A 21,635-nucleotide genomic window follows, 5' to 3' on the forward strand; every position below is an offset into this window, starting at 1 on the left:
TGCGCCTCGGGGCACCTGCCACGACATGACCTGGAGGCCATTCCATGGGGGCTGGACACGACCACGGGCACAGCCACGGCGGCCCGCCGCCGGCCGGCACCGCCGGGGCCGCGTACAAGAACCGGTTGCGGATCGCGCTCGGCATCACGCTCTCCGTGATGGTGATCGAGATCATCGGCGGTCTGCTCGCCGACTCGCTCGCCCTGATCGCCGACGCGGCGCACATGGCGACCGACGCGGTCGGCCTCGCGATGGCGCTGCTCGCGATCCACTTCGCCAACCGGCCGCCCTCCGGGAACCGCACCTTCGGCTTCGCGCGGGCCGAGATCCTGGCGGCGCTCGCCAACTGCCTGCTGCTGCTCGTCGTCGGCGGCTACGTGCTGTACGAGGCGGTCCAGCGGTTCGTCGAGCCGGCCGAGACCAAGGGCGGCCTGGCGATCACGTTCGCGGCGATCGGTCTGGTCGCCAACGTGATCTCGCTGTCGCTGCTCATGCGCGGCCAGAAGGACAGCCTCAACGTGCGCGGGGCGTACCTGGAGGTGCTCGCCGACGCCCTGGGCTCGGTCACCGTGATCGTCGCGGCCGGCGTCATCCTGACCACGGGCTGGCAGTACGCCGACCCGATCGCCTCGATCGTGATCGGCCTGATGATCGTCCCCCGTACGGTCAAGCTGCTGCGCGAGACCCTGGACGTGCTCCTGGAGGCGGCTCCCAAGGGGGTCGACATGGCGGAGGTGCGGGCGCACATACTGGCTCTGCCGGGGGTCGAGGACGTGCACGACCTGCACGCCTGGACGATCACCTCGGGGATGCCCGTGCTCTCCGCGCACGTGGTCGTGGACCAGGGCGCGCTGGACTCGGTCGGCCACGAGAAGATGCTGCACTCCCTCCAGGGGTGCCTGGGTTCGCACTTCGACGTGGAGCACTGCACCTTCCAGCTGGAGCCCGCCGGGCACGCGGAGCACGAGGCGAGGCTCTGCCTCTGACCCCGGCGGACTGTTAGCCTCTTCGTGCGAACGTGTTCCGTACGAACGTGTGGAGAGAGGAGCTGAGGTTGATGACCGTCGCGATGGAGGCTGCCCGCAGCGGCAGCACCCGGTCGTCCCTCAGCCTCCGGGTCTCCGGCTGACCTGATCCCGGCCTTCCCGCCGGTCCGTCACGTCGTCGGCCGGGGCCCTCTCACCAAGGGTTTCCCACGTTGTCCGACAACGCTCTGCACGACTCCTTCTTCGCCCTGCACCACGGTCTTCCGCGGCAGGGTCCCGGCTCCGACTCCACCACCCGACGGCTCCTCGCGCTCGCGGGACCGCTTCCGGAGCGCCCGCGCGTGCTCGACCTGGGATGCGGCCCCGGCCGTTCCGCGCTGCTCCTGGCCGCCGAGGCGGGCGCCGAGGTGACCGCCGTCGACACCCACGAGCCGTTCCTCGCGGAACTGCGGCGCTCCGCCGCCGCCCGCGGGCTCGACGGCTCCGTCCGTACCCTCCGCGCCGACATGGGCGCGCTGCCGCTCCCCGACGGCTCCTTCGACCTGGTCTGGGCCGAGAGCTCGGTCTTCGTCCTCGGCTTCGACCGCGCCCTCGCCGAGTGGCGCCGGCTGCTGGCTCCCGGCGGCACGCTGGTGCTCACCGAGTGCGTCTGGACGACCACGGAGCCGGGCCCGGCGGCCCGCGCCTTCTGGGACGAGAACTACCCGCTCCGTACCGTCGCCGGGAACGCGGCGGCGGCGGTCGGGGCCGGCTACCGGGTCCTCGGCTCCTTCACCCAGCCGGAGAGCGACTGGGACGAGTACTACGGCCCGCTGGCCGCGCACGCCGAGGCCGCGGACACCACCGTGCCCGGCATGGCCGAGGCGGTGGCCGGTGCCCGCGCCGAGATCGCGCTGCGGCGGGAGCACGGCTCCGACTACGGGTACGCCGGATTCGTCCTGCGGCCCGCCGATCCGCGGTGGCGCACCCGCCCGGAGACCGCCGAGGACGCCCCGGCGGTCCGGCGGATCGTGGCGGAGGCCTTCGGGTCGGACGCGGAGGCCGCGCTGGTCGACGCGCTCCGGCTGGATCCGGGCGCCTGGCTGCCGGGCCTGTCGTACGTGGCCGAGGCCCCCGACGGTTCGGTCGCGGCGCACGCCCTGGTCACCCGCTGCCGGGTCGGTGACGCCCCCGCGGCGGCGCTCGCCCCGGTCTCGGTGGCGCCGGAGCACCAGCGGACGGGGGCCGGCCAGGCCGTCGTCCGCGCGGTGCTCGACGCGGCCCGGCTGCGCGGTGAGTCGCTGGTCCTCGTCCTGGGTCATCCGGAGTACTACCCGAGGTTCGGGTTCGTACGTGCGTCCGCGTACGGAATCAAGCCAGGTTTCGAGGTTCCGGACGAGGCGATGATGGCGCTCGTCCTGGACGACTCGGTCCCCGTCCCGCCGGGCACGCTCGTCTATCCGGCGGCTTTCGGGGTCTAGGCTCCTCACGCCGTCCCTCCGTTCCCGCCGCACCGGTGGTACTCCGGTGCGGCGGGAGCGGCCACGTCCGGCCGTCGAAGTACGGACGGGCCGGTTCCGTACGGCAGACTGAGGTGGCCCCACCGGGGCGAGGACCGAAGCGAAGGATGGGTATGCCGACCACACCAGCCACCGCGGCTCAGATCTCGCCGGAGATCGTGTCGAACGGTGTCCAGCCGTCCGGAGTCCCGGCGCCGATCATGCTCGAACTGGTCGACGAGGACGGGACGACCATCGGCACGGCCGAGAAGCTCGCCGCCCACCAGGCGCCCGGCCTTCTGCACCGCGCCTTCTCCGTCTTCCTCTTCGACGCGTCGGGCCGGCTGCTGCTCCAGCGCCGCGCGCTCGGCAAGTACCACTCCCCCGGCGTCTGGTCGAACACCTGCTGTGGCCACCCGTACCCGGGTGAGGGGCCGTTCGCGGCGGCCGCCCGGCGGACCTACGAGGAGCTGGGCGTCTCGCCGACGCTGCTCGCGGAGGCGGGCACCGTCCGCTACAACCACCCCGACCCGGCCTCGGGCCTGGTGGAGCAGGAGTTCAACCACCTCTTCGTCGGCCTGGTGCAGGCCGAGCCCCGGCCGGACCCGGAGGAGATCGAGGACACCGTCTTCGTGACCGCCGCCGAGCTGGCCGAGCGTCATGCCGCCGCGCCGTTCTCCGCCTGGTTCATGACGGTGCTCGACGCGGCGCGTCCGGCCGTCAGGGAGTTGACGGGTCCGTCCGGGGGCTGGTGACGACCGGCTGGTGGATCACCGCCTCCGGCCCCGGTGCCATCGGGGCCAGGGGCAGTGCCGCCCAGATGATCTTGCCGCCGCTCGCGGTGTGCTCGACGTCGCAGGCGCCGCCGGACTCCTGCGCGACCTCGCGGACCAGGAGCAGCCCGCGGCCGCCCGTCTGCCCGTAGTCCGCCTCGAGAGCCTTGGGGCGGTACGGGTGGTTGTCCTCGACGGACACCCGGATCCACTCGGGGCCGATGGCCACCTCCACCGCTATCTCCGGCGACAGCAGCGCCGCGTGCCGCACGGCGTTGGTGACCAGCTCGGAGACGATCAGCAGCAGGCCGTCCATGATCTCCTCATGGACGGGGACTCCCTGGCGGACCAGCAGGTCGCGTACGGCGTGCCGGGCCTGCGGGACGGAGACGTCGACCGCGGCAGCGGTGAAGCGCCAGACTCCTTCGTAGGACGGTTGCCGGGCGGGGCCACCTCCGCGGGTCTCCACGGTACGGTTCCCACCCTCGTGCTCGATTCTCGCCACGGATCGAGTCTTGGCAATGCGCGTGGGCGGACCGGCCTACTGACCAGAAGTCGACACTTATCGGCCGCTTTCCGATCGGTTGAGTATGCCGATGTCAGTTGTTCGACTGGTCGGGTGCGTTTTTTGACGACTCCGGAGGCGTCCCGGAAACCGGGGGCGGAGTGGGATCCGAGGGCGGGGCAGAAGCCCGGGCGGGGGCCGGGGTCACCATGCTGACGATCCGTCGCCCGCCCACCCCGATCGCGATCAGACCCAGACCGTCGAAGAGCAGCGCGAGCGAGAAGAAGACCCCGAGGACGTACCGGCTGCTGTCCGGCCAGTCGAAGAGGACGAGCAGCCCCAGGAGCAGTCCGAAGGCCCCCTGGAGCAGGGTCCAGCCGAACTGCGGCCCGCGCACCACCACGCTGCCGACCAGCCGGAAGACCCCACCGGTCAGGAACAGCAGGGCCGCGAACATCGTCAGCGCCTCCGCCGAGCCCTCCGGGTGACGGATCACCACGAGACCGGCGGCGATGTTCAGGGCGGCCACCACCACGGCGAGCCAGAAGTAGGCGGTGCCCCGCGACTGGATCGCCTGGAGCAGGCCCACGACACCGCCGGCCAGCAGCAGCCAGCCGAAGAGCAGCATCGAGGTCAGGGTGGCGACGCCCGTGTAGACCAGGCCGACCACTCCGCCGATCACCAGCAGGGTGCCGAGCGCGGCCAGCCAGCCGAAGCTGCGGCTGAGCTTCTTGCCCTCGCGCGCCATGTCCTGGACGGGATCCGGGTCCTCGTGCGTCTCACGGATGTCCTTGGCCATGCGGTGCCTCCTCGGGGCGACCCCTTCCTGATCGTACGTTCGGGTACGGCGGATAGCATCCGGCCCATGGAGCCGCAGCTGAAGGACAGCGTCACGGACGGGATCGCCACCGTCGTCATCGCCAACCGCCCCAAGCGCAACGCGATGAGCGCCGGCATGTGGCGCGCCCTGCCCGGCGTACTGGGCCGGCTCGCCGCCGACCCCGCGGTGCGGGTCCTCGTCCTGACGGGCGAGGGCGACACCTTCTGCGCCGGGGCCGACATCTCGGCGCTCCGGGAGCCCGGGGACGAGCAGCAGACGCTCGCGGTACGGGCCGAGGAGGCTCTCGCGGCCTTCCCCAAGCCGACCCTCGCGGCCGTCCGTGGCTTCTGCGTCGGGGGCGGCAGCCAGCTCGCCGCCGCCTGTGATCTGCGGTTCGCCGAGGAGGGCGCCCGCTTCGGGATCACCCCGTCGAAGCTCGGCATCGTCTACCCGTCCTCGTCGACCCGCAGGCTCGCCGCCCTCGTGGGTCCCGCGACCGCCAAGTACCTGCTGTTCTCCGGTGAACTGATCGACGCCGAGCGGGCGCTGCGGACCGGGTTCGTGGACGAGCTCCACCCGGTGGGCGCGCTGGACAAGCGGGTGGCGGAGTTCGCCCGGCTGCTGGTCTCCCGTTCGCTCCTGACCCAGGCGGCGGCCAAGGAGTTCGCGGACGGACGCCTGGACCGGGACGCCCACTGGGCCGGGCAGGCGCGCGGCAGCGGCGACACCGCGGAGGGGGTCGCCGCCTTCCTTGAGCGCCGCGCGCCCCGCTTCACCTACGGGCTCTGATCCGGCTCCGGCCGCCCCGGCCGGTCCGGGTCCCGCGGGCTCAGTCCTTCGCGAGCGACTCGACGGGCCGGCCGCGCCAGCGCGCGACGATCGCGGCCGGGGCCTTCTCCGGCGAGCCCGCTTCGTACGGCGGCTGCGGGTCGTACTCGGTGAGCAGCTGGATCGTCTGCGCGGTCTCGTCCCCGGCGATCCGGCCGAGCAGGTGCAGCGCCATGTCGATGCCCGAGGAGACCCCGGCGGCCGTGACGTACTTGCCGTCGAAGACGACCCGCTCGCCGGTGGGTTCGGCGCCCAGCGCCCTGAGCTCCTCGTACGCGAGCCAGTGGGTGGTGGCACGACGGCCGCTCAGCAGTCCGGCGGCGCCCAGGAGCAGGGAGCCCGTGCAGACCGAGGTGGTCCAGGTGCTGGTCGCGTCGGCGGTCCGGAGCCAGGCCTGGATCTCCGGGTCGTTCATGGCCTGCCGGGAGTCGGGTCCGCCGGGGACCAGGACGATGTCCGGGCGCGGGACCTCGGCGAGGGTCCTGTCGGCGACGAGCGCGAGGCTGCCCTGGTCGTTGCGGACGGGCCCGGTCTCCTTGGCCACGAAGACGGTCTCGGCACCGGGGAGGCGGGCGAGGAGTTCGTACGGCCCGACGGCGTCGAGCGTGGTGAAGCCCTCGTAGAGCAGGACGGCGATCTGCACGGTGTTCCCTCTCAGTCGGTTCGGTCGGCAGGTGCGTGGACAGGTGCGTGGAAACGGCGGCGGTAGTCGGCGGGCGCGGTGCCGAGGGCCTTGGTGAAGGCGCGGCGCATCGCCTCGGGCGTGCCGTAGCCCGAGGCGCGGGCGACCTCCTCGACGCCGCGCGAGGTCTCCTCCAGGAGCCGGCGGGCGTGTTCGAGTCTGACCCGGTCGACGTAGCGGCCGGGCGGGACGCCCGTCTCCGCGTGGAAGGCGCGGGCGAAGTGGCGGGGCGAGAGCCGGGCGCGGGCGGCGAGCGCCTCGACGGAGAGGTCCCCCGCGGGGTGCTCGGTGATCCAGTGCTGGAGGTCGCGCAGCGGCTCCCGGCGCGCGGTCTGGGCGGACAGCTGGGCGCTGAACTGGGCCTGGTTGCCGGGGCGGCGCAGAAAGACGACCAGGTGGCGGGCGACGGTGAGGGCCACGTCCCGGCCGAGGTCCTCCTCGACCAGGGCGAGCGCCAGGTCGATGCCGGCCGTGACCCCGGCGGAGGTGGAGAGCCGCCCGTCCCGTACGAAGATGGGGTCCGGGTCCACCTCGACCTCGGGGTAGTGGCGGGCGAGGTGGTCGCAGGTGGCCCAGTGGGTCGTCACCCGGTGCCCGTCGAGGAGCCCGGCCTCGGCGAGGAGCAGCGCGCCCGTGCAGACGGAGACCAGGCGCTCGGCGCGCGGCGCGTGGGTGCGCAGCCAGTCGATCAGGGCGGGGGCGGGCGCCCTGGTGCCCTCGCCGCCGGGGACGACGAGGGTGTGCGGGGCGCCGTCGGCCACCGCCTCGGCGAGCGTGGTGTCCGGGAGCACGCGCAGCCCGCTGTGCGTACGGACCGGTCCGCCGTCCAGGGAGGCGGTGCGGATCGGGTACGCGGAGGGGTCCCCGGCGGCTCGGCCGGCACCGGCGAACACCTCGAAGGGGCCGGTGACGTCGAGGCTCTGGACGCCGTCGAAGAGGACGACGAGGACGGGTCGCTGCGTCATGCCCCCATCCTTCGCGGGGCCGAGGACGTCCGCAACGACGCGTGGCCCACCTTTTCTGCCATCGGCCGACGGCGGGAGCGGCCCACCCATTCCCGTCGTACTGACCAGTCGGTAACCTTCGGTCCATGACGAACTCTCTCCCCCCGCGCGCCGGACGCCGCTGCCACAACGCCGTCAACACGGTGCACACCACGCTCTACTTCTCGCCCGACCTCGACCGCGAGCTCGGCGCACTCGGCGTCACCGACGGCGCCGCGGCGCGGCTGGCCGCGCGCAGCGCCGTCCTCGGCGCGGTCGGCGCCGGCACCGTCGCCGCGACCTTCTACAACTACAACCACGAACTGCTCGCCCGGTACCTGCCCGCCGTCTGGGAGACCGCCTCCCCCGCGGCCGTCCTCGACGCGCGGCTGCGCGCCGCCGACACGACCCTGCGCCGGCTGCTCGGCGAGGAGACGATCGCCTCCCCCGAGATGGCCGAGGCCGCCGGACTCGCCCTGCGCGCCGCCGAGGCCTGCACCCGGCACGCCCGGCCGCTCTACTCGGCCAACGCCGACCTGCCGGTGCCGGAGGCCCCCCACCTCGCCTACTGGCACGCCGCGACCCTGCTGCGCGAGCACCGGGGCGACGGGCACCTCGCGGCCCTGCTCTCGCTGGGCCTCGACCCGATCGAGGCGGTCGTCTCGCACACGGCGACCGGCAGGGCCATGAGCCCGCGCTGGTTCCTCGGCAGCCGCGGCTGGCGGCGCGCCGACTGGGAGGCGGCGGCCGGGCGGCTGCGCGCCCGCGGCCTGCTCGACGCCGAGGGCGAGCTGACCGGGGCCGGGACCCGGCTGCGGGAGGAGCTGGAGGAGGTCACGGACCGGCTGGACACCGCCCCGTACGAGCACCTCGGCGCGGAGGGGGTCGAGCGGCTCACCGACCTGGCGCGCGGCTTCGCCACCGCGGCGGCCGCCGCGGGCGCCTTCCCCGCGGACCTGATCGGCAAGGCCTGATGGGCAAGGCCTGAGCGGCAAGGCCCGGGCAGCGGACCTGGCCCGGCGGGGCCTGCCACGGGGCCCGGGCGGCCCGAGCCGTACGGGCCCCGGCGTGGCGGGCTCGGCGCGGTGGGACCGAGCGGCATGGTCCCCGCGCGGCGGGCTCGGCGCGCGTGGACGGGTCGGATGCCGCGTACGGGTGACCGACCCGGCACAATGCACTCGCAAGCTTGAGGCACGAGAAGGCGAGTCGGGACACCGTGACGACGTCCATCGAAGCAAGGATCGCCGAGGAACTCGGCGTACGCGAGCGACAGGTGAAGGCAGCCGTCGAGCTGCTCGACGGCGGTTCGACCGTGCCGTTCATCGCGCGCTACCGCAAGGAAGCGACGGAGCTGCTCGACGACGCGCAGCTGCGCACCCTGGAGGAGCGGCTGCGCTATCTGCGCGAGCTGGAGGACCGCCGGAAGGCGGTCCTCGACTCGGTACGCGAACAGGGCAAGCTGACGGAGGAGCTCGAAGCCCGGATCCGGGCCGCCGACACCAAGGCGCGCCTGGAGGACATCTACCTGCCCTTCAAGCCGAAGCGCCGGACCAAGGCCCAGATCGCACGCGAGGCCGGTCTCGAACCGCTCGCGGAGGGGCTGCTCGCCGACCCGTCGGTGGAACCGACGGCCGCCGCCGCGGCCTTCGTGGACGCGGACAAGGGCGTCGCGGACGCCGCCGCCGCCCTGGAGGGCGCGCGGGCGATCCTCGCCGAGAAGTTCTCCGAGGACGCCGACCTCATCGGCGAGCTGCGCGAGCGCATGTGGGGCCGGGGCCGGCTGGTGGCCAAGGTCCGCGAGGGGCAGGAGGAGGCGGGGTCGAAGTTCGCCGACTACTTCGACTTCGCCGAGCCGTTCACGGCGCTGCCCTCGCACCGGGTGCTCGCCATGCTGCGCGGCGAGAAGGAGGACGTGCTCAGCCTGGACCTGGAGCCGGAGGAGCCCACGGAAGGACCTTCTTCGTACGAGGGGATCGTCGCGCACCGCTTCGGGGTCGCCGACCGGGGGCGCCCCGGGGACAAGTGGCTTCAGGACACCGTCCGCTGGGCCTGGCGGACCCGCATCCTGGTCCACCTCGGGATCGACCTGCGACTGCGGCTGCGGACGGCCGCCGAGGACGAGGCGGTCCGGGTCTTCGCGGCGAACCTGCGCGATCTGCTGCTCGCCGCGCCGGCCGGCACCCGGGCGACGCTGGGCCTCGACCCCGGCTTCCGCACGGGCGTGAAGGTCGCCGTGGTCGACGCGACCGGCAAGGTCGTGGCCACCGACACGATCTACCCGCACGTGCCGGCCAACAAGTGGGACCAGGCGCTGGACAGGCTGGCGCGTCTGGCGAAGGAGCACGCGGTCGAGCTGGTCGCGATCGGCAACGGCACGGCCTCCCGCGAGACCGACAAGCTGGCGGCCGAACTCCTCGCCAAGCACCCCGAGTTGAACCTGACCAAGGTGATGGTCTCGGAGGCGGGCGCCTCGGTCTACTCGGCCTCCGCGTTCGCCTCGCAGGAACTCCCCGGCCTCGACGTGTCGTTGCGCGGCGCCGTGTCCATCGCCCGGCGGCTCCAGGACCCGCTCGCGGAGCTGGTGAAGATCGACCCGAAGTCGATCGGCGTCGGCCAGTACCAGCACGACCTGGCCGAGGTGAAGCTCTCGCGCTCCCTCGACGCGGTCGTCGAGGACTGTGTGAACGGCGTCGGCGTCGACGTCAACACGGCCTCCGCGCCGCTCCTTTCGCGGGTCTCGGGCATCAGCTCCGGCCTCGCGGAGAACATCGTCGCGCACCGGGACGCCAACGGCCCCTTCCGCTCCCGCCGGGCGCTCAAGGACGTGGCCCGGCTCGGCCCGAAGGCGTACGAGCAGTGCGCGGGCTTCCTGCGCATCCGGGGCGGCGACGACCCGCTGGACTCCTCGTCGGTGCACCCCGAGGCGTATCCGGTGGTACGCCGGATGGTGAAGGCGACGGGCGGCGAGGTCGCGGCGCTCATCGGCGACACGGGCACGCTGCGCTCGCTGCGGGCGGACGACTTCGTCGACGAGACCTTCGGCCTGCCGACGGTGACGGACATCCTGCGCGAGCTGGAGAAGCCTGGCCGTGACCCGCGCCCGGCGTTCAGGACGGCCACCTTCAAGGACGGCGTCGAGAAGATCGGCGATCTGGAGCCCGGCATGGTCCTGGAAGGGGTCGTCACCAACGTGGCCGCCTTCGGGGCGTTCGTCGACATCGGTGTGCACCAGGACGGTCTGGTCCACGTGTCGGCGATGTCGAAGACCTTCGTCAAGGACCCGCGCGACGTGGTGAAGCCCGGCGACGTGGTCAAGGTGAAGGTCCAGGACGTGGACATCCCGCGCAAGCGGATCTCGCTGACGCTGCGGCTCGACGACCGGCCGGGCGCCGAGGCCCCGGACGGGGCGCCCCGGCGCGAGCGGGGCGAGCGCTCCGGGCGACCGCCGCAGCAGCGGCAGGGCGGCGGTGGCCGGGGCGAGCGCGGGAACCGGGGCGGACAGCCCGAGCGGAGCGGGGCCTCCGAGCGGAGCGGGCAGAACAACCGGGGCGGCGGCGGTCAGGGCGACCGTAACGGCCGGGGCGGTCAGCCCGAGCGGGGCGGCCGGGACCGGTCCTCCGCTCCCGCGCCCGCGAACAGCGCGATGGCCGACGCCCTGCGCAAGGCCGGCCTGCTGGGCGAGGGCGGCGGCAAGCGCCGCTGAGCCCGCCGGAGCCGTCGTCCCCGTGCGCCCCTGGCGGGAGCACGGGGACGGCCGGCGGCCGACTTTCCGGGAAACCCCTGGTCCGCGCGCCCGTACGAACAGCCCGTGCGAAGAGGAGGCCACCGCCCGGTGGGCGGTGGCCTCCTTCGCGTACGCACGCTCCGTACGGGCCCTACGGCAGGAAGCGCAGGGCCCAGTCGGCACGGTTGGCGACCGAGAGGTCGTCGTCCTCCGTGAGGGGCTGGAGGAGGCTCCGGGCCGCCTTGGGGTCCGCCTGGACCAGGTCGACGATCTCGGCGGCGAGGCCGTCCTGGTCGTCGCCGAGGTCGACGGCGGAGGCCCGGATCAGCGCGGGCAGGGCGTCCGGGCCGCCGACGGCGGCGAGCACGCCGCCGAGGAGCTCACGGGCGTAGGCGTTCCGTTCGGTCAGGGCGCGGTCCAGCTCCGCCTGGAGGCGCGGCAGGAGACCGGCGTCGCCCGAGGCCGCGATCTCGTCGGCGAGGTCGATCGTCTCGTCGACGTCCGCGTCCAGATCGTCCAGCATCTCGGTCAGCCGGGTCAGTAGGTCGGTCATGGTGCCTCCTGGAAAGCGCCGTCCACGAGGACGGGGACGGCCGTCGAGCTGTCGACCTCCGCGGCCACGGCCACGTCCTGCGGAAAGCCGTACTCGTACAGTTCACGGCCCGAGTCACAGCCGTGCAAGGCGGTGACCGGGTCCTCGGTGGCCGCCCACAGCGTGGCCGCCGCGGTCGCCTCCGGGGTCAGGGTGTACGGGCCCGCGAGCCCGGAGAGGACCGCGCCCGCGCCCAGCAGGTCTTCGAGCGCCGGGCGCAGCGAGCCGTCGGGCCACCGCTCCCCGGCGGCGATGACGGCGAGCGGGCGCCCGGCCGATCCGTAGCCCCGGTCGGTGAGCCAGCGGGCGACGGCCGAGTGGTTGCGCAGGGAGGCGGCGACGACGGTGGCGCCGCCCTCTTCGGCCTCCGCCGCGATCGTGGAACCGTTCGGGGACGGCAGGACGAGACGGCCGGGCACGGGCGCGGGCGCCGCACGCAGCGCGGCCGGTGACAGCGTCCACGGGTGCGTCGGCGTGGCCTCGCTCCGGCCGACGGCGAGGACGGCGCCCCTCTCCCGCGCGTACGCGACGGCGGTGGCGTCCCGCCAGCGGTACGGGTGGACGGCGGTGCCGCCCTCGACGGCGACGCCCACGGCGGTGGTGAAGGACAGCACGTCCACGACGACCACGCAGGCGGCCGAGGGGACGAGGACCCGTGCCTCCACGGGCCCCCAGCCGAAGGCGACCGCCATCAGAGCTCGGTCACCTTGCCGTCGGCGACCTCGATGCGGCGGGTGGTGCGGACCGCGTCGAGCATCCGCCGGTCGTGGGTGACGAGCAGCAACGTGCCGGTGTACGCGTCGAGCGCGGACTCCAGCTGCTCGATGGCCGGCAGGTCCAGGTGGTTGGTCGGCTCGTCGAGGACGAGCAGGTTCACCCCGCGGCCCTGGAGCAGGGCGAGTGCGGCGCGGGTCCGCTCGCCCGGGGACAGCGTGGTGGCGGGCCGCATCACGTGGACGGCCTTGAGGCCGAACTTGGCGAGCAGGGTACGGACCTCGGCGGGCTCCGTGTCGGGCACGGCCGCGCAGAACGCCTCCAGGAGCGTCTCCGTACCGTGGAAGAGCTTCCGCGCCTGGTCGACCTCGCCGACGACGACGCCGGAGCCGAGGGCCGTGTCTCCCGCGTCCAGCGGCAGCCGGCCGAGCAGGGCCGCCAGCAGGGTCGACTTCCCCGCACCGTTCGCTCCGGTGACGGCGACCCGGTCGGCCCAGTCGATCTGGAGGGTGACGGGACCGAAGGCGAAGTCGCCGCGGCGCACCTCGGCCTCGCGCAGGGTGGCGACGACCGAGCCGGAGCGCGGCGCGGCCGCGATCTCCATGCGCAGCTCCCATTCCTTGCGGGGCTCGTCGACGACGTCGAGGCGTTCGATCATGCGCTGCGTCTGGCGGGCCTTCGCGGCCTGCTTCTCGCTGGCCTCGCTGCGCGCGTTGCGCCCCAGCTTGTCGCCGTCGGTGGCCTTGCGGCGGGCGTTCCTGACGCCCTTGTCCATCCAGGACCGCTGCATGTGGCCGCGTGCTTCGAGGGCCGCCTTCCTGCCGGCGTACTCCTCGAACTCCTCGCGCGCGTGACGCCTGGCGGTGTCCCGCTCCTCCAGGTACGCCTCGTACCCGCCGCCGTACAGGGTGATCTGCTGCTGGGCGAGGTCGAGCTCGAGGACCTTGGTGACGGTGCGGGTGAGGAACTCGCGGTCGTGGCTGATGACGACCGTCCCGGCCCGCAGCCCCTTCACGAACGCCTCCAGGCGCTCCAGGCCTTCGAGGTCCAGGTCGTTCGTGGGCTCGTCGAGCAGGAAGACGTCGTAGCGGGAGAGGAGGAGCGAGGCGAGACCGGCGCGGGCGGCCTGGCCGCCGGAGAGGGAGGTCATCGGCTGGTCGAGTCCGACGGTGAGGCCGAGGGAGTCGGCGACCTCCTCGGCGCGCTCGTCGAGGTCGGCGCCGCCGAGGTTCAGCCAGCTCTCCAGGGTCGTGGCATACGCGTCGTCGGCGCCGGGCGTGCCGTCGACGAGGCCCTGGGTGGCCTCGTCCATGGCCGCCTGGGCGGCGGCGACGCCGGTGCGCCGGGCGAGGAACTCCCGCACGGTCTCCCCCGCGCGCCGCTCCGGCTCCTGCGGGAGGTGGCCGACGGCGGCGGTGGGCGGGGAGAGCCGGAGCTCGCCCTCCTCCGGGGTGTCGAGCCCGGCGAGCAGCCGCAGCAGGGTCGACTTGCCGGCGCCGTTGACGCCGACGAGGCCGATCACGTCGCCGGGGGCGACGACGAGGTCGAGCCCGGCGAAGAGGGTGCGTTCGCCGTGGCCGGCGGCGAGGTCCTTGGCGACGAGGGTTGCAGTCATCAGGGAACGAATCCTAGGCGACGAAAGCACCCGCCCACGGGCCCGGGGCGCGGGGCTCCTTCGCCAGGCGCAGCAGGACGGCCCGGTAGCGGGCGCCGTGGAAGCGGTACGGACCGACGCCGGGGTAGGCCGCGCGGGCCGGGTCCGCGGTGGGGCCGGTCTGCCAGGCGAAGTCGCGCCAGACGACGTACCCGCCGTGTCCGCCGTACCCGCCCACGTGCTCGACGACGGCCGTGACGGCTCCGCAGCCGAGGTCCTCGCAGTCGGGGCAGGAGTAGATCACCCGGCGGCCGTCCGCGAGCGGGGGGCCGGGGGCGAGGAGCCGGCGGACGTGCTCGGCGCGGAGGGTGGGCGGCAGGTCGGCCGCCAGGGGCGAGACCGCGTCGGGGCCGTCGGCCTCGTCGAGCCGGTGGAGCAGCGGTCTGCCGTCGACGACGAGGTCGACGTCGTCGGGCCGGGGGCGGGGGAAGGCTCCCGGAAGGACACCGTCCGGGAGGACGGCGGGGGCGAGGTCGAGGGTCGTGTACGCGGCCGGCATGACGGCAAGCATTCCCCGGTCAGGGGCCCTGTTCCATGGCTGAGACGTCCCGGAAATGTCCCGGTCCCGGTACGGTCCGGGCCACTGCCCGCTGCCGGGCGGTGCCACTGCCTGCGACGGGCGACGGGCGGCGGGCGGCGGGCGTCTGATGCGCCGCCTCCGGGCACGGTCGCCCGGGGGCGGCGGCCGCCCCGGGGTGTCGGGGAGCGGGCGGCGGGCCCGTGCCGGCCGGGAACGGCCGCGGGGCGGGCGCGGCCCCTTTCGGACCGCACCCGCCCCGCGCGCTTCGCTACTTCCAGAGCGGCGGGCGGTTGTTGTTGTCCGCGTCGGCGCACTGGCGGGCGCGCTGCTCCAGGGCGTCGGCGCGGGCGGCGGCCTTGCGGGCCTCCGTCGTGGCGCCGAGGCGCTTGAGCTGGGCGGCCCGGGCGCGCTCCTTGTGGGCTTCGGTGCGCAGCTCGGTGACGTTGCAGGTGATGCGGCCGGCGGACGCCGGTCCGGCGGCCGCCGTCTGGCCGATCAGCACGCTTCCGGCGAGCAGCGTCGTGGCGATCAGGGCCGGCAGGACGCGGCGCGCGGGCTTCGTGGAACGCATGGTGGTTCTCCAACTTCCAGGTCGTGGAGACCTGTTCGGGCATGGTCAGTACCAGCGGGTAACTTTACACCGGCAAAGCAGGAGATCCCGCCGTGCCGGCCCCGCGGCACACGACCGTCAACACTCCTCCACAGGACTCCCACTGACGAGGTGATAGGTGGCCCGCCCGTCCAGGAGCAGCGGGACGAGCGCGCGCTGCGACTGGCGCAGCGGGACGAACGCCCCCGCCCCCTCCGGCCGGACGGTGACGCCGTGCAGGGCGAGCTCGTCGCCCACCTCCGCGTACCGCGCGGCGTCGAGCCGGTAGCCGCACGGCGGGTCGGCGATGATCTCCCCGGGCTCCGGCGGGTCGTTGTCGGCGCCGCCGAGGAAGACCGGACCCCGATCGGCGAATCCGGCGTGCCGGGCCGCGGCGGTGGCCGCCGTGAGCGGCCCGCGCCGCTCCTCCACGTAGGCGAAGGCACCCGCGAGGGCCGCGCGTTGGGTGGCGACGCGGCGCCGGTGGTGGAGCGCCGGATCGTTCTGCTCGGCCTCGTCGAACGCGTCCACCCGGGTCTCGACGAGCAGGCCGGCGGAGTGCTTGATGCCGGCCGTGTTGCGCAGGATCCGCTCCTGTCCGTCGCCCGCGACCTGCTTGACCGGCTTCCCGGTGAGGGGATCGGTCCAGATCCCGTAGATGCCGCTGCTGTATCCGGCGAGTCCGGCGGCGGGCCGGACGTAGGACTCGGAGAGGGTCCGGGACTCGTCGTGGACGTGCGGATCGGCGTCGAGGCTCCGCGGCCAGAGGGCGAGCAGGTCCTTGTCGTAGTACCGGGGGGTGGCCCCGTACTCGTGCAGGTCGTAGACGAGTTCGGGGCGCCGGTCGCGGATCACGGCGGCGACCGCCCGGGCCTCGGCGGTCCGCAGTGCGATGTGGTCGCGGTTGACGTCGACGCCGTCGCCGTTGCCCCGGGTGTCGGCCTCCCGCCCGTCGGGGTTGGCGGTCGGAACGACGAGCAGGGTCGTACGGGCGAGGAAGCGCCGGGTCTCCGGGTCATGGGCGTGGGCGAGGTCGCGCACGGTGCTCAGACAGGCTTCGCGGCCGGCCGGCTCGTCCCCGTGCTGGCTGCAGACGAGCAGCACGGTGGTGCGGCCCGTACCGAGGGTGGCGAGCTGGATCGGGCGGCCCTGCGCGGTGGCGCCGATCCGACGCAGCGACACCCGCTCGCTCGCCCGGTCGACGGCCGCGAGGAAGTCCCGCTCCTCGGCCCCGGTGGTCCACCGGGCGCCCCCGCTCGTCTCGAATCCGGTGCGCGGGAGCGGTTGCGCGGGAGCGCTGTCGGCCGCCTCTGCGGGAACGGTGACGAGCGGCAGGGCGAGGGCGGCGGCGGCGGCCACGAGGCCGAGGACGCGCCGGGAACTCCGGTGACGGGTGGGCCGTGTCATCGGGCGGCTCCCGCTCCGGGGAGGCGCGGACCCGTGACGGCGGCCGGCGGTTCGGCGCCGCTCAGGGACGGTACGGCGGTGGGCGAGGGCACGGCCGGGTGGGGGCCCGTCGTGGCCCGGGCGAAGGCCGGGGCACCGCCGACCAGCGGCACCTTCGCCCAGGTGCGGGCGAGGTCGAGGGTCAGGGTCGGGGTGGTCGACGGAGGGTCGAGCAGGTCCTTGTCGGTGCCGCCGACGATCAGCGCGAGCCGGTGTCCTGCCGGGACGACGTGGTCGGTGGCGGCGAGGTCGAGGGTCATCGTGTACGCCCTGCCGGGGGTCAGCGGGCGTTCCCGGCCCGGGTCGGCCCAGGTGCCGAGATCGGCCCAGCCCCGGCTGACGACCGTGTACCCGACGGCTGCCGTACGGGCCTCGGTCTCCTTGAAGCAGGCGCTGTCGCCGGGGGTGCTCGCGCCCCAGCAACTGCGGTCGGCGCGGGTGGTGATGCCCTCGCCGGGGGCGCCGTAGTCGCGGATCGTGTCCGGTCCGAGGTCGACGAGGACGGCGGAGAGGTGCGCGGTGGCGGTGGTCGGGGTGGCGGTGACCGTCACCCGGGAGGAGCCGGAGATCCGCAGGTCGCGGGAGAGGGGGCGGGTGACGAAGCCGGCCTTCTCGGGGGTGGCGGTGTCGATTCGGGCCGCCCAGTCGAGCTCGCCGAGGCCCGGGTCGTCGGTGAAGGTCGCGGCCGAGCCGGGGGCGGCGGGGGCGCGGCCGAGGACGCCGGGTCCCGCCGCGGCTCCGGGGGCGGGGCGCAGGGTGGTGGTCCCTGTGGTGCGCGGCGGCCAGTGCCGGTCGGTGGTCCAGTGGTCCGGGGCGCGCTCGATGTCGGCGACCGGCTCGCGGTCGATGCCGTTGTCGTGGCCGAGGAGGTAGTGGTCGAACCAGCGGTGCAGGGTGCGGACCCAGTCGGCGCGCCGGAAGTCGAAGGGGTCGACGTGACCGGTCTGGGAGAGCCAGATCTTCCGTTCCACCCCGTGGGCGGCGAGCGCGTCCCACCACCGGCCGAACTGGCCGGCCCGCACGTTGAGGTCCTGCTGCCCGTGCACGACGAAGACGCTCGCCCTGACCTTCCCCGCGTCCGGCACGTGGTCGCGCTCGGTCCAGGCGGCGGTCCAGTCGCCGCTGTAGGGAGTGCCGGCGGCGACGCGGTCCTGGACGGCGCCGCAGCGGGCCTGCGCCTCGGGGCTGTTGACGTACTCGGAGAGCCAGCTCGGGTTGGCGTTGTAGAGAGGGGCGCCCTGGGAGTGGAAGTAGTCGTACCAGGAGGAGATGGCGCCGATCGGGACGATCGTCTTCAGCCCTTCGACGCCGGTGGCGGCGACGCCGTTGGCGACGGTGCCGTCCCAGCTCTTGCCGATCATGCCGACGTTCCCGGTGCTCCAGGTGGTGGCGCGGGCCCGGGTGTCGCCCGTACGGGAGGTGTAACCGCGGGCCCGGCCGTTCAGCCAGTCGACGACGGCCTTGGCCGACTGGACGTCTGAGCGCCCGCCGACGTCGTCGCAGCCGTCGGAGCGGTTGGTGCCGGCGAGGTCGACGGCGGCGAAGGCGTAGCCCCTGGGGACGAAGAAGTTGTCGTAGAAGAGCGGGAACTGGACGGGGTTCCCGTCGGCGTCGTAGGTCTTCCGCTGTCCCTCGTTGCCGCGTCCGCAACAGGCGTAGTACGGGCTGGCGTCCATGATGACCGGGATCTTCCGGCCGGCCGCGGCGGTCTCCCCGGGGCGGACGATGTCGACGGCGACCCGGTCCGCGCGCCCGTCGCCGTCGCCGTCGAGTCCGGTGTCGACCCAGACGGACTCCCGAATGGCGTCGGCGTAGGAGTGGACGGGCCGGGACTCCCGCACGGACGGCGCGGAGGACCCTTCCCGCGCGACGGGCGTGGCGGGCTCCGGCTGCGCGCCCGCGGGCGTGACCAGGGTCGCGAGCAGGGCGGCGGTGGCCGCGGCCACGAGGGTTCCGTACGGCAGTCGGGCTCCGCGGGTTCTCCGCATTCGCATCGGCATGGGCGGGAACGTACCCCGGTCAACTCCCGTGCAAAAGAGTGCCGCAGGGAATCAGGGGTGATTCGGGGTGATCCCCGGGACGGAGGTGTTCGTATCGGCCGAATGGCGATCGTGTGACAGGGGGTCCTCTGGACGTGACGGTGCGTCGGGTAGCTGAATAGTGTCCGGACTAAGGACCGACGACCACCCGTGCGTCTTACGTTTCTTATGACTTGGGGAGCACCTGTGCACCGCAGAATCATCGTTCCGAGCGCCCTCGCGGCCTCCCTGCTGCTGGCGATCCCGGCATCGGCGGCCGACTTCGAGCCCGGGGCGCCGGGCATCGGCGACTCCTACTACCCCACCAGTGGCAACGGCGGCTACGACGTCTCCCACTACGACCTGCGGCTGAAGTACCAGCCCGCGACCGACCTGCTCGAAGGCACGGCGACGATCCTCGCCACGACGAAGCAGAACCTGTCCCGGTTCAACCTCGACCTCGGCCTGAGGGTCAGTGAGGTCCGGGTCAACGGCCGCCTCGCGAGGTTCACCACCTCGGGCGCCCACGAGCTGGAGGTCACCCCGGCCGTCCCGCTGGAGAAGAACAAGCCGATCTCGGTCGTCGTCCGCTACGCGGGCAAGCCCTCCGAGGTGAAGATCGACGGCTGGTCGGCCTGGGCCCGTACCCCGGACGGCGGAGTCGCCGCCCAGGAGCCGGATTCGGCCGTCTGGTGGTTCCCGTCCAACGACCACCCGCTCGACAAGGCCACCTTCGACGTCTCGGTCTCGGTGCCGGACGGCCACCAGGCCATCAGCAACGGCGTGCTGCAGTCCCAGTCCTCGCGCCTGGGCTGGACGCGCTTCAACTGGCGCTCCGACAAGCCGCAGGCGACGTATCTCGCCACGCTCGCCGTCGGCAGGTTCGACATCACGACGGACAGGACGGCGAACGGTCTGCCGGTCCTCAACGCGTACAGCAAGGACCTCGGCGGCAACGACGGCGCGGCGCGCGCCTCCGTCGAGCGCACGACCGAGGTGGCGGAGTGGCTGGAGTCGCTCTTCGGGCCGTACCCCTTCAACTCCCTCGGCGGGTACGTGCCGAACGTGACCAGTGGTTTCGCCCTGGAGACGCAGACCCGGCCGTTCTACAGCCCGCGGCAGTTCGCCAACGGCGCGAACGTGTCGGTGGTCGTCCACGAGCTGGCCCACCAGTGGTACGGGGACAGCGTGTCCGTCCGCGACTGGAAGGACATCTGGGTCAACGAGGGCTTCGCCCGGTACAGCCAGTGGCTGTGGTCGGAGAAGGAGGGCGAGGGCACGGCGCAGGAGCTGGCGGACCACGTGTACGCCATCCGTACGGCCGAGGACCCGTTCTGGACGGTGAAGCCGGGTGACCCGGGCCCGGAGAACCAGTTCCACATCGCCGTCTACGACCGGGGCGCGCTGGCGCTCCAGGCGCTGCGCAACGAGATCGGCGACGAGGACTTCTTCGCGATCCTGAAGGGCTGGCCGCAGGAGTTCGCCCACGGCAACGCGCGGGTCTCCGACTTCGTCCGGTACGCGGAGCGGGTCTCCGGCAAGCCGCTGGCCGAGCTCTTCGACACCTGGCTGTACCAGCCGTCGAAGCCGTCCGCGTCGACGGCGGCCGCGGCGGGCCTGTCCGCTCCGGCCGCCCGGGCGACGGCGCGGCAGCGGCCGGTGGCGCCGAAGTCGTGGAAGAGGATCGCGGAGACGAACACGATCCACGAGACCGGGCACGAGACCGGGGAGCACCACCCGCACTGACCGGTACGGAGACCGGGCCGTCCGTCAGCGCGGTGCGCGGCGGGCGGCCTGGCGTGCCTTCCTGGCCAGCGGCAGATAGCGCAGCCGCTCCGGCAGGACGGGAACGACGGCCCGGACGACCCGGGCGGACCGGCGCAGGGCGCGCTCCTGCGCGTCCGTCCACTCCAGCCCGATGGCCTCCCGGGCGTCCGGCGGCATCAGGCCGACGGTGAGGAAGGCCCGCAGCCGCAGGAACGGGCGGCGCAGGACGGGCCAGAGCAGCCGGAGGGCGAGCCGGAGCGGCAGCGGACCCCGGTCGGGGGCCGGCACCGGCTGGTCGGTGTCGAGCAGCTCCCGGACGACGACGGTCGCCTCCAGCTCCTCCGCCAGGACCTTCCGGTAGTACGGCCAGAACTCCTCGATCGTCTGCGGCATGTCGCGGTCGTGGATGCCGAGGACCCGGCCGACCTGGAGCCACTCGGTGTACAGCTGCCGCTCCTGCGCCTCGGTGAGGGGGCGGGAGAGGAGGCGGAGACCCCAGGTGTAGACGGGGAAGCCGGTCGCGTGCACCCAGGAGTAGTAGGCGGGGGTGAGTGCGTGGTAGCGGCGCCCGTGGGCGTCGGTGCCCCGGATGGTGCGGTGCAGCTCCCGCAGGCGGCGCCCTTCCCGTGCGGCGTCCTCGCCGCCGTAGATCCACAGCTGGAGCGAGCGCAGGGAGCGCTCGCCCCGGCCCCAGGGGTCGGTCCGGAAGACGGAGTGCGCGTCCACCCCGGCGCCGATCGCCGGGTGCGCGACCTGCATCGTGAGGGCGGCGGGCAGCATCAGGAGCGCCCGGATGTCGCCCGCGACGCTCCACAGCACTCCGCCGACGGGCGGCGGCACGGGATCGGAGGGGCGGTCGAGGCGGTCGAGGCGGTCGGGATCGGAGGGGCGGTCGGGATGCACACGTTCCATGGGGTTCTCCTCACCCTCCAGGCTGCCACCCACGACGAAGGGGCCGTCACCCGGGTCTGCGACCCCGGCGACGGCCCCTTGCGAGGAGTACGGATCAGGCTCGGTCGGCGCCGACCGGCTCGCCGACGATACGGGCGGCGAGGGCGTGGGCCCAGGCGTCGACGTCCGCGTTGAGCTCGCGCTCGGCGGCGGCGCGCTCGGCGGCGATCTTCTCGGCACCGGCCGCGAGGATCGCGTCCCGCTCGGCGTTGCCCTCGGCGCGGGCGGCGGCGATGGCGACCGAGCCCTCCTCGACGGCCTTGGAGCGGATGCGGGCGGCCTCGTGACGGGCCTCGGCGAGCTCCGCCTCGTACTGCTCACGGATCTGCGTGGCCTCGGAGCGCAGGTCGTCGGCGCGCTCGGTGCCGCCGTCGATGGCGTCCTCGCGCTCGTCGAGGGTGCGACGGATCTTCGGCAGGATGCCCTTCGCCATGATGAGGAAGGTGAGTCCGAACAGCACCAGGCCGAGGAGGAGCTCGGCCCAGACGGGGTTGAGCGGACCGAGGTCCATCTTGAAGATCGTTGAGTTGCTCGCGAGGGTCATGCGCGCATTCTACCTGGACAAAAACACCACAAAACAGACAACGACCGGAGAGTTGGCGCGC

At 73.7% G+C, this 21,635-nt stretch carries 20 protein-coding genes; 7 read left to right on the forward strand and 13 right to left on the reverse strand.

Going from position 1 to position 21,635, the window contains the following annotated elements:
• Positions 1-44 precede the first annotated feature (44 nt).
• From ACFWUY_RS08140 to idi, 3 genes are all read left to right on the forward strand, one after another.
• Entirely contained in the window at positions 45-986 is a 942-nt protein-coding gene (locus ACFWUY_RS08140; RefSeq protein ID WP_384103484.1) for a cation diffusion facilitator family transporter, read from the forward strand.
• A gap of 212 nt (positions 987-1,198) precedes the next feature.
• Positions 1,199-2,446 (forward strand): GNAT family N-acetyltransferase, encoded by a 1,248-nt coding sequence (locus tag ACFWUY_RS08145; RefSeq protein ID WP_384103487.1) that lies wholly within the window; start codon positions 1,199-1,201, stop codon positions 2,444-2,446.
• 152 nt (positions 2,447-2,598) lie between these two features.
• On the forward strand, positions 2,599-3,219 hold the full coding sequence (gene idi / locus ACFWUY_RS08150; protein ID WP_384103491.1) for an isopentenyl-diphosphate Delta-isomerase: 621 nt from the start codon (positions 2,599-2,601) through the stop codon (positions 3,217-3,219).
• Here the strand turns inward: idi and ACFWUY_RS08155 are convergent.
• Positions 3,185-3,706, reverse strand: coding sequence for an ATP-binding protein (locus tag ACFWUY_RS08155; RefSeq protein WP_384103997.1), 522 nt, complete (start codon positions 3,704-3,706; stop codon positions 3,185-3,187). The genes idi and ACFWUY_RS08155 overlap by 35 nt on opposite strands.
• Before the next feature lie 130 nt (positions 3,707-3,836).
• Entirely contained in the window at positions 3,837-4,541 is a 705-nt protein-coding gene (locus ACFWUY_RS08160) for an HdeD family acid-resistance protein (RefSeq protein ID WP_384103494.1), read from the reverse strand.
• A 66-nt stretch (positions 4,542-4,607) separates the two neighbouring features.
• Between ACFWUY_RS08160 and ACFWUY_RS08165 the strand changes: the two genes are divergently transcribed.
• Positions 4,608-5,351, forward strand: coding sequence for an enoyl-CoA hydratase/isomerase family protein (locus ACFWUY_RS08165; RefSeq protein WP_384103497.1), 744 nt, complete (start codon positions 4,608-4,610; stop codon positions 5,349-5,351).
• A gap of 40 nt (positions 5,352-5,391) precedes the next feature.
• Here ACFWUY_RS08165 and ACFWUY_RS08170 read toward each other — a convergent pair whose 3' ends face one another.
• Together ACFWUY_RS08170 and ACFWUY_RS08175 are read right to left on the reverse strand one after the other, a co-directional pair.
• Positions 5,392-6,033 carry a DJ-1/PfpI family protein gene (locus ACFWUY_RS08170; RefSeq protein WP_384103500.1) on the reverse strand — a complete coding sequence of 214 codons (642 nt, stop codon included), beginning with the start codon at positions 6,031-6,033 and terminating at the stop codon, positions 5,392-5,394.
• A gap of 11 nt (positions 6,034-6,044) precedes the next feature.
• Positions 6,045-7,037 carry a GlxA family transcriptional regulator gene (locus tag ACFWUY_RS08175; RefSeq protein ID WP_384103504.1) on the reverse strand — a complete coding sequence of 331 codons (993 nt, stop codon included), beginning with the start codon at positions 7,035-7,037 and terminating at the stop codon, positions 6,045-6,047.
• A gap of 125 nt (positions 7,038-7,162) precedes the next feature.
• On the opposite strand from ACFWUY_RS08175, the gene ACFWUY_RS08180 reads away from it, so the two are divergent.
• Both ACFWUY_RS08180 and ACFWUY_RS08185 read left to right on the forward strand, forming a co-directional pair.
• Positions 7,163-8,029 (forward strand): hypothetical protein, encoded by an 867-nt coding sequence (locus ACFWUY_RS08180; protein ID WP_384103507.1) that lies wholly within the window; start codon positions 7,163-7,165, stop codon positions 8,027-8,029.
• A 242-nt stretch (positions 8,030-8,271) separates the two neighbouring features.
• Positions 8,272-10,758, forward strand: a complete 2,487-nt coding sequence (locus ACFWUY_RS08185) for a Tex family protein (RefSeq protein ID WP_384103510.1) — start codon at positions 8,272-8,274, stop codon at positions 10,756-10,758.
• Between the two features lie 172 nt (positions 10,759-10,930).
• Here ACFWUY_RS08185 and ACFWUY_RS08190 read toward each other — a convergent pair whose 3' ends face one another.
• The 7 genes from ACFWUY_RS08190 to ACFWUY_RS08220 form a co-directional block, all read right to left on the reverse strand.
• Positions 10,931-11,332 (reverse strand): hypothetical protein, encoded by a 402-nt coding sequence (locus ACFWUY_RS08190; RefSeq protein WP_384103513.1) that lies wholly within the window; start codon positions 11,330-11,332, stop codon positions 10,931-10,933.
• The gene (locus ACFWUY_RS08195) at positions 11,329-12,063 is read right to left on the reverse strand and encodes a 2-phosphosulfolactate phosphatase (RefSeq protein ID WP_384103515.1); all 735 of its coding nucleotides are present in this window, start codon (positions 12,061-12,063) and stop codon (positions 11,329-11,331) included. The genes ACFWUY_RS08190 and ACFWUY_RS08195 overlap by 4 nt, the downstream gene beginning before the upstream one ends.
• On the reverse strand, positions 12,063-13,700 hold the full coding sequence (locus tag ACFWUY_RS08200; protein ID WP_384103518.1) for an ABC-F family ATP-binding cassette domain-containing protein: 1,638 nt from the start codon (positions 13,698-13,700) through the stop codon (positions 12,063-12,065). The genes ACFWUY_RS08195 and ACFWUY_RS08200 overlap by 1 nt, the downstream gene beginning before the upstream one ends.
• 13 nt (positions 13,701-13,713) lie before the next feature.
• Complete coding sequence (locus ACFWUY_RS08205) at positions 13,714-14,238, reverse strand: hypothetical protein (protein ID WP_384103520.1); 525 nt, start codon at positions 14,236-14,238, stop codon at positions 13,714-13,716.
• Positions 14,239-14,527: 289 nt separating this feature from the next.
• Complete coding sequence (locus ACFWUY_RS08210) at positions 14,528-14,830, reverse strand: hypothetical protein (protein WP_384103523.1); 303 nt, start codon at positions 14,828-14,830, stop codon at positions 14,528-14,530.
• Between the two features lie 117 nt (positions 14,831-14,947).
• Positions 14,948-16,255 (reverse strand): M14 family metallocarboxypeptidase, encoded by a 1,308-nt coding sequence (locus tag ACFWUY_RS08215; RefSeq protein ID WP_384103526.1) that lies wholly within the window; start codon positions 16,253-16,255, stop codon positions 14,948-14,950.
• The gene (locus ACFWUY_RS08220; protein WP_384103530.1) at positions 16,252-18,294 is read right to left on the reverse strand and encodes a Xaa-Pro dipeptidyl-peptidase; all 2,043 of its coding nucleotides are present in this window, start codon (positions 18,292-18,294) and stop codon (positions 16,252-16,254) included. The genes ACFWUY_RS08215 and ACFWUY_RS08220 overlap by 4 nt, the downstream gene beginning before the upstream one ends.
• Before the next feature lie 225 nt (positions 18,295-18,519).
• On the opposite strand from ACFWUY_RS08220, the gene ACFWUY_RS08225 reads away from it, so the two are divergent.
• Positions 18,520-20,058: a M1 family metallopeptidase gene (locus ACFWUY_RS08225; protein WP_384103533.1), complete on the forward strand. Its 1,539-nt coding sequence runs from the start codon at positions 18,520-18,522 to the stop codon at positions 20,056-20,058.
• Positions 20,059-20,082: 24 nt separating this feature from the next.
• Here the strand turns inward: ACFWUY_RS08225 and ACFWUY_RS08230 are convergent, their stop codons facing one another.
• Both ACFWUY_RS08230 and ACFWUY_RS08235 read right to left on the reverse strand, forming a co-directional pair.
• The gene (locus tag ACFWUY_RS08230; protein WP_384103536.1) at positions 20,083-20,991 is read right to left on the reverse strand and encodes an oxygenase MpaB family protein; all 909 of its coding nucleotides are present in this window, start codon (positions 20,989-20,991) and stop codon (positions 20,083-20,085) included.
• Between the two features lie 94 nt (positions 20,992-21,085).
• Positions 21,086-21,574, reverse strand: a complete 489-nt coding sequence (locus ACFWUY_RS08235) for a hypothetical protein (protein ID WP_384103538.1) — start codon at positions 21,572-21,574, stop codon at positions 21,086-21,088.
• Positions 21,575-21,635 lie beyond the last annotated feature (61 nt).

Source organism: Streptomyces sp. NPDC058664, from assembly GCF_042716635.1.
Taxonomy (GTDB): domain Bacteria; phylum Actinomycetota; class Actinomycetes; order Streptomycetales; family Streptomycetaceae; genus Streptomyces.

Bases quoted from the DNA above. Each gene is read 5' to 3' on its own strand.
- ACFWUY_RS08140 (WP_384103484.1), top strand. From the start codon at position 45: ATGGGGGCTGGACACGACCACGGGCACAGCCACGGCGGCCCGCCGCCG.
- idi (WP_384103491.1), top strand. From the start codon at position 2,599: ATGCCGACCACACCAGCCACCGCGGCTCAGATCTCGCCGGAGATCGTG.
- ACFWUY_RS08160 (WP_384103494.1), bottom strand. From the start codon at position 4,541: ATGGCCAAGGACATCCGTGAGACGCACGAGGACCCGGATCCCGTCCAG.
- ACFWUY_RS08165 (WP_384103497.1), top strand. From the start codon at position 4,608: ATGGAGCCGCAGCTGAAGGACAGCGTCACGGACGGGATCGCCACCGTC.
- ACFWUY_RS08175 (WP_384103504.1), bottom strand. From the start codon at position 7,037: ATGACGCAGCGACCCGTCCTCGTCGTCCTCTTCGACGGCGTCCAGAGC.
- ACFWUY_RS08180 (WP_384103507.1), top strand. From the start codon at position 7,163: ATGACGAACTCTCTCCCCCCGCGCGCCGGACGCCGCTGCCACAACGCC.
- ACFWUY_RS08190 (WP_384103513.1), bottom strand. From the start codon at position 11,332: ATGACCGACCTACTGACCCGGCTGACCGAGATGCTGGACGATCTGGAC.
- ACFWUY_RS08195 (WP_384103515.1), bottom strand. From the start codon at position 12,063: ATGGCGGTCGCCTTCGGCTGGGGGCCCGTGGAGGCACGGGTCCTCGTC.
- ACFWUY_RS08200 (WP_384103518.1), bottom strand. From the start codon at position 13,700: ATGACTGCAACCCTCGTCGCCAAGGACCTCGCCGCCGGCCACGGCGAA.
- ACFWUY_RS08205 (WP_384103520.1), bottom strand. From the start codon at position 14,238: ATGCCGGCCGCGTACACGACCCTCGACCTCGCCCCCGCCGTCCTCCCG.
- ACFWUY_RS08210 (WP_384103523.1), bottom strand. From the start codon at position 14,830: ATGCGTTCCACGAAGCCCGCGCGCCGCGTCCTGCCGGCCCTGATCGCC.
- ACFWUY_RS08215 (WP_384103526.1), bottom strand. From the start codon at position 16,255: ATGACACGGCCCACCCGTCACCGGAGTTCCCGGCGCGTCCTCGGCCTC.
- ACFWUY_RS08220 (WP_384103530.1), bottom strand. From the start codon at position 18,294: ATGCCGATGCGAATGCGGAGAACCCGCGGAGCCCGACTGCCGTACGGA.
- ACFWUY_RS08230 (WP_384103536.1), bottom strand. From the start codon at position 20,991: ATGGAACGTGTGCATCCCGACCGCCCCTCCGATCCCGACCGCCTCGAC.
- ACFWUY_RS08235 (WP_384103538.1), bottom strand. From the start codon at position 21,574: ATGACCCTCGCGAGCAACTCAACGATCTTCAAGATGGACCTCGGTCCG.